Source organism: Stenotrophomonas sp. P5_B8 (assembly GCF_054049855.1).
In genome coordinates this window covers 1-6,095 of sequence record NZ_JBFULO010000219.1, presented here as the reverse complement: position 1 = coordinate 6,095, position 6,095 = coordinate 1, and the positions used below count along the sequence as shown (strand labels likewise).

Sequence of the window (6,095 nt, the reverse complement as noted above, 5' to 3'; positions counted from 1 at the left end):
CGGTGACGATGGCCCGCAGCAGGTCCAGGTCGAACAGGCTGCGATTCGGTTTTGCACTGGCGCTCATGGTGCCATCCATCTGCTGCATGGGGCTGGAGTTCTAGCATGGCGCCGTGGGGGCGGCAAACGGCGCGGGCGTGTTCAATACCCGGCGGCGGCTTCTGCACGTGCGAGGCTGCGGGCGACGCGTTGCCCGGCCTCGTGCAGCTTCTGCTGCAGGGCCGGTGGCCCGAGCACCTCGAATTCCAGGTCCAGTGCCATCAGCCAGTACACGATCGCGCCCAGCGGGCTGGCCCCGCAGATCAGCAGGCAGCGCTCCGCGTCTACCGGCTCCAGGCTGCCTGCCGAGGTCGGAATCTGCCGTTGCATGCTGGCCAACGGGGCATGCAGGATTACCCGGGCTTGTTCGCTGTATTGACCCAGCGACAGCGATTGCGCCACCCAGGTGCGGAGGTCGCCATTGCCTGGCGCCGGGCGCGGACTGAAATGCGCGCCCACGGTCGGTGCGGCCACGATGCGATCAATGCGGAAMGTGCGCCAGTCCTCGCGGGCGGTGCACCACGCCACCAGATACCAGCGTCGATCCGTGTGGACCACGCCCTGTGGCTCGACCCGGCGCCGGGTGCGCTGGTCGTTGCGGTCGGCATAGTCAAAGTGCACCTGCAGTTGATCGCGGCACGCGCCGGCCAACGCCGCCAGTACGCCGGCATCGACTACCGGGCCGGACTGGTCCAGCGGCAGGATGGTCGAACGCAGCGCGTCCAGCCGCCTGCGCAGGCGCGGCGGCATCACCTGTTCCAGCTTCACCAGTGCGGTGATCGCGGTCTGCTCGATACCACTGACGGTGCCGGTCACGGCGGTGCGCAACGCAATGGCGGCAGCCAGTGCTTCCTCATCGTCAAGCAGCAGCGGCGGCAGGGCTCGCCCTGCGCGGAAGGCGTAGCCGCCGGCCACGCCACTGCTGGCCTGGATCGGGTAGCCGAGCTGGCGCAGCCGATCGATGTCGCGGCGCAGGGTGCGCGGATGCACCTGCATGCGTTCGGCCAGTGCGTTGCCGGCCCAGTGCGGGCGCGATTGCAGCAGGGACAATAGGCTGAGCAGGCGGGCGGAGGCGGAGAGCATGGCGGCAGTGTGGTGGTTGATCGGGGACAGGTTCTGTCCGCAATGGTGGCTAGCCTGTGGGCAGGGTGCAAGGCCGGCACGGCTGCACGTTTCCCACGATCATCCACAAGGAGTTCCGCATGTCCCTCGTCTTCTATTGGCACCCGATGTCCAGCGCCACCCCGGTCGCCTGCGCGCTGGCCGAACTGGCGGTGCCGCACGAGCGGGTCGAAATCGACATCCGCAGCGGCGAGCAGCGCACACCGGCCTATCTGGCCATCAATCCCAATGGCAAGGTGCCGTGCCTGGTGGTCGACGGCACGCCGCTGTTCGAGGGTCTGGCGATCCTGCAATGGCTGGGCGCGCAGCATGGCGTGGCGCAGGGGCTGTGGCCGAAGGAAGGCAGTCCCGCGCGGCTGCAGGCGCTGTCGTGGACCAGCTGGGCTTACGTCACCTACGCGGCGTTGTTGTCACGCCTGTGGCTGGCTACCCGCGAGGAGGCACTGCAGAACCATGACCACGCCGCTGCAGCATTGGCCGGGGTCGATGACCTGCTGGATATCCTGGATGCACACTTGACGGGACGAACCTGGATGCTGGGCCAGGACTACTCGCTGGTCGACCTGGTGGTGGGTTCGGTGGTGGGCTACGGCGTGTACTTCGGCGCCGACGTGGAAGCGCACCCGCACGTGAAGGCGTGGTTGACCGCGCTGCAGGCGCGCCCGGCCATGCAGGGTTCCGTCTAAGCCRCAGGGTGCTCCCGTCCCGCCGCAGTGATGCGGCGGGACGGTATTCAGAATATGCATGTGCGGCATGTCGAAATTTCACTGGTGCATGCCCGCGCCACCGTCTTATGGTGGCCCGTTCCCCTGAACCAACCTGCCGATGAAGACCTTGCTGCGCCCCCTGGTTCCCGCTTTGCTGCTGTTGGCTGCACCGGCGTTCGCCGTCGAGCAGGCCGATCTGATCATCCGCCACGTCACGGTGGTGGATGTCGAACACGCCAGCACCGTGGCCAACCAGAGCGTGGTGGTGCGCGGTGCCGACATCGTCGCGGTGGGCGAAGACCACGCCATTGCCGCGCAGTGGCGCGCGCCACAGCGCATCGAGGCCAAGGGGCGCTATCTGATGCCTGGCCTGTGGGACATGCACGTGCACTTTGGTGGTGGTCCCGAGCTGATCGAAGAGAACAAGGCGCTGCTCCCGCTTTATATCGCACACGGCATCACCAGCATCCGCGACGCCTCCGGCGATCTGCCCGAGCAGGTGCTGCAATGGCGCGGGCAGATCCGCGACGGCAGCCTGGCCGGACCGCAGTTGTTCACCTCCGGCGCGAAAATCGAAGGCATCAAGCCGGTCTGGAAGGGCACCCTCGAAGTGGGCAGCCAGGCCGACCTCGATGCGGCCTTCGTGCGCCTGAAGAAGGACCAGGTCGACTTCGTCAAGATCACCGACAGCACACTTACCCCTGAGCTGTTCCTGGCTGCGGTGCGTGGCGCGCGTGCCAATGGGCTGCGCGCGTCCGGGCACATCCCGATGGCCTTGACGGTGCAGCAGGCGGTGGACGCGGGCATCAGTTCGATCGAGCACCTGGATTACGCGTACAAGGCCGGGGTCAAGGACGAGGCTGCCATCGCCGCGGACTTCGCGGCACAGCGCATCGACCGGGCCGAAGCCAATCGTCGCCTCGACGGAGGTTTCGATCACGCCACTGCCATGGCCGCCTATCGGGGGTTTGCCGCCAACGGCGTGTATGTGACGCCCACGCTCAACGGCGGGCGCATCCTGGATTTCCTCGACCAGGACGACCATGCCAATGATTCTTACCTGGCCTATATCGGCCCGAAACTGCAGGCGACCTACGCCTGGCGCGTCGAACGCGCAGCCAACGCCACGCCGGCGCAGATCCAGGCGCGGCACCAGCAATACCATCAGGTTGCCGCGGTGCTGCCGATGCTGCAGCAGGCCGGCGTCACCCTCATGGCGGGCACCGATGCGGGCTTCCTCAACTCCTTTAATTATCCGGGCATCGGCCTGCATGACGAGCTGAGCCTGTTCGTCAAGGAAGGGCTGACGCCGGCGCAGGCCTTGTCGGCAGCCACCCGCGCGGGGCCGGCATGGTTCGGCCTGCTGGATCGCTATGGTGGCGTTGCGGTCGGCAAGGCGGCCGATCTGGTGCTGCTCACGCGCAACCCGCTGGAGGACATCGCCGCCACTCGGGCCATCGATACCGTGGTGCTGCGCGGCCACGTGTACGACCGCAAGGCGCTGGACGCGTTGCTGTCCCAGACCGGGGCCAAGGTGGCCGGGTGGAAGGCGGCGGCGAAGTAAGCGCGTCAATACCGGATTCGGCAATCCAAAAGAACCTGAACAACTGCTATCCTGCGCGCCGCCCTGCTACATGGCGCGCGCCCGCGCCCATGGAGAGGCAGGTCTTTTCCTCCTTCAGGATGAAGTGAATCCGATGAAATCGATGTTTGTTCCGCTCACGCGTTATGCCCAGTTCGATGGCCGCGCCGGTCGCAAGGAATACTGGATGTTCCAGCTGTTCCTGTTCCTGGTGATGGTGGTTGGCTACGCCGGCGTCGGTATTGGCGCTTCAATGGACAGCGGCCTGGTATCGGGCGTGTTCGGCGCGTTGTTGGGTCTGTTCTGGCTGGCGGTGCTGGTGCCGGCGATCGCCGTGGCGATCCGTCGCATGCACGACATCGACAAGTCCGGCTGGGTGCTGCTGTTCGGCCTGATTCCGTTCGTGGGTGGCATCATTCTGTTCGTGTTCAACGTGCTGCCGGGTACCCCGGGCGAAAACCGCTTCGGTCCGGTGCCGCCGACGGTCYGATCGACCGGCGGTACAGCAGTTGAAGACGCCCCGCACTGCGGGGCGTTTTTTGTTCTTCTCTCCCCTGAGGGGGMGTCTTGTTGCAAGGGCCGTAGTAGCTGAACACAACGCTACGCGTGTGGACGGGCGGTGCCGGCGGCGTGTGGATCGGGTGGTGTCTTCGCTCGGGTCTGTCGCGAGCGTGTGGGCCCCGTAGCGGCTTGCGGTGAGCAGGTAGAAGCGGGGCTTTTTTGGCACTGGTCGGTGGGTCGGGTGCTGGGCCTCCGTGCCCTTGGAGGCGAAATAAAGGAGGAGGCCGCCCTGCGGCCGGGGGCGTCGCCGGAAAGGGCAGGGAGGCCCGGCGCCCGATCCACCGACCACCGCTTTGAAGAGGATCAAAGGACGCTTCTACTTGCCACGCATAGCGGCGAAGAACTCTTTTCTCAGGCGATCGACCGGCCAAGCGCATGGGCCGTGTCCAGGTGCGGTGCCGGATCGTTGGTGTCCACCTCCAGCAGCAGCGTGGAGGACACCACCGGCGCGCCGCAGTAGTCGAAGATGCCGGTGTCGATCTGGGTTTTCATCGCGCCGGTATAGCCGCGCTTGGTCCAGGTGCGCTCGTCGGCACCGCCGAGCCCCACCAGGTGCACCTTCAGATGGCCGAGCTTCTTGACCACCCGGCCGCCGGCGTCGTCGTAGGCCCAGCCATTGGAGAATACCCGGTCGATCCAGCCCTTCAGCTGTGCCGGCATCGCCCACCAATAGACCGGGAACACCAGCACCAGCGCATCGGCTCGGTCCAGGCGGGCCTGTTCGGCGAGTACATCCTGCGGAAAGGGCCGCAGGCGATGGTGGCCGTCAAGATCGGCCTGGGTGAAGCGGGGGTCGAACCCTTCGGCGCTCAGGTCGGCGCGTTCGACCGTGGCGTCGGGGGTGGCGTCGGGGGTGGCGTCGGGGGTGGCGGCGGGGGTGGCGGCGGTGATGCCGCTGGCGATCCGGGCGGCAACGGCGTGGGTCAGCGAATCCGGGTTGGGGTGTGAGGCGACAATCAGGGTGTGCATGGGGGGCGATCCGGGGAGGCGGGCAGGTGTGTATACTTTCAGTAAGTTACGACTCGTAAGTTACGATTGGTATATAGCCATGTCAAGTGCCGTTGCTGATTCGTCCCTGGGCGCCCCGCGTCGCAGGTTGACCCGCGCCGACCGCCACACGCAGCTGCTGGCCGAAGCCTGGAGGCTGGTGCGCGAAGAGGGCACCGAGGCGCTGACGCTGGGGCGCCTGGCCGAACAGGCCGGGGTGACCAAGCCGGTGGTCTACGACCACTTCGGCACCCGGGCTGGGTTGTTGGCCGCGCTGTACCGGGATTTCGACCAGCGTCAGGGCGCGGTGATGGACGCGGCGTTGGCAGCCAGTGGGCCGGCCCTGCAAGACAAGGCGCGGGTCATCGCGCAGTCCTACGTGGCCTGTGTGCAAACCCAGGGCCGCGAGATACCCGGGGTGATCGCCGCGCTCGCCGGTTCGCCGGAACTGGCGCGGATCAAGCGCGAGTACGAGGCGCTCTTCATCGAGCAATGCCGCAACCTGCTCGCACCGTTCGCGCGCGGTGGCGTGCTGCCATCGGCCGGCTTGTGGGGCATGCTCGGTGCGGCGGAAGGATTGTCGGTTGCGGCGATCACTGGCGACATTACGCCGCTGCAGGCACAGCAGGAGTTGGCGGCGACGATCATGTCGATGGTGGAGCGCGCGTGATGGAGACTGCAGCGGGTGGGCGTTGGTAGCGCGTTCCCGCGTCATGACCAATGCATCTTTGCTTATTGCCTGGACGCGCTCACAGCGCTCGAAACAGCCCTGTTTCGGGTAATGAATGAGACAGCGGCATGGCAGCTGCGTGCCGTGTCATGAATTGTTTAGCCACATGTCGATGGCGTCTACGCATCTGCGCCCCGCACGCACGCGACGGTAACCTTGGCGCGGCTACGGTGCATCCACCGGCATCATTTCGTTGCCGAATTCCGGAGATGCACAGATGGGTACCAACCAGAACCCGCAGCAGAACCAGCAGAATCCGCAGGAACAAAAGAACAATCCGCCGGGCCAGCAGGGCCAGCAACAGCAGCAGCGCGATCCGCAGCGTCAGGGCCAGCAKCAACAGCAGGACCAGGACCAGGACCAGAAG

The 6,095-nt window shown here is 66.3% G+C and carries 6 protein-coding genes; 4 read left to right on the top strand and 2 right to left on the bottom strand.

The genetic code is table 11. The annotated features are described in order from the left end of the window. Nucleotides 1-141 precede the first annotated feature (141 nt). Nucleotides 142-1,122, bottom strand: coding sequence for a helix-turn-helix transcriptional regulator (locus tag ACXJKH_RS12675; RefSeq protein WP_256776721.1), 981 nt, complete (start codon nt 1,120-1,122; stop codon nt 142-144). A 119-nt stretch (nt 1,123-1,241) separates the two neighbouring features. Here ACXJKH_RS12675 and ACXJKH_RS12670 point away from each other — a divergent pair, with 119 nt between their 5' ends. The 3 genes from ACXJKH_RS12670 to ACXJKH_RS12660 all read left to right on the top strand — a co-directional run bounded on the left by ACXJKH_RS12670 (nt 1,242) and on the right by ACXJKH_RS12660 (nt 4,042). Further along, nucleotides 1,242-1,847 (top strand): glutathione S-transferase family protein, encoded by a 606-nt coding sequence (locus ACXJKH_RS12670; RefSeq protein WP_457319720.1) that lies wholly within the window; start codon nt 1,242-1,244, stop codon nt 1,845-1,847. 139 nt (nt 1,848-1,986) lie between these two features. Next, nucleotides 1,987-3,432 (top strand): amidohydrolase family protein, encoded by a 1,446-nt coding sequence (locus ACXJKH_RS12665; RefSeq protein WP_457319717.1) that lies wholly within the window; start codon nt 1,987-1,989, stop codon nt 3,430-3,432. Between the two features lie 70 nt (nt 3,433-3,502). Then, nucleotides 3,503-4,042: a DUF805 domain-containing protein gene (locus ACXJKH_RS12660; protein ID WP_457319715.1), complete on the top strand. Its 540-nt coding sequence runs from the start codon at nt 3,503-3,505 to the stop codon at nt 4,040-4,042. A 320-nt stretch (nt 4,043-4,362) separates the two neighbouring features. Here the strand turns inward: ACXJKH_RS12660 and ACXJKH_RS12655 are convergent, their stop codons facing one another. Continuing rightward, complete coding sequence (locus ACXJKH_RS12655; protein WP_457319713.1) at nt 4,363-4,980, bottom strand: NAD(P)H-dependent oxidoreductase; 618 nt, start codon at nt 4,978-4,980, stop codon at nt 4,363-4,365. Between the two features lie 79 nt (nt 4,981-5,059). On the opposite strand from ACXJKH_RS12655, the gene ACXJKH_RS12650 reads away from it, so the two are divergent. Continuing rightward, nucleotides 5,060-5,668: a TetR/AcrR family transcriptional regulator gene (locus ACXJKH_RS12650; RefSeq protein ID WP_457319710.1), complete on the top strand. Its 609-nt coding sequence runs from the start codon at nt 5,060-5,062 to the stop codon at nt 5,666-5,668. Nucleotides 5,669-6,095 lie beyond the last annotated feature (427 nt).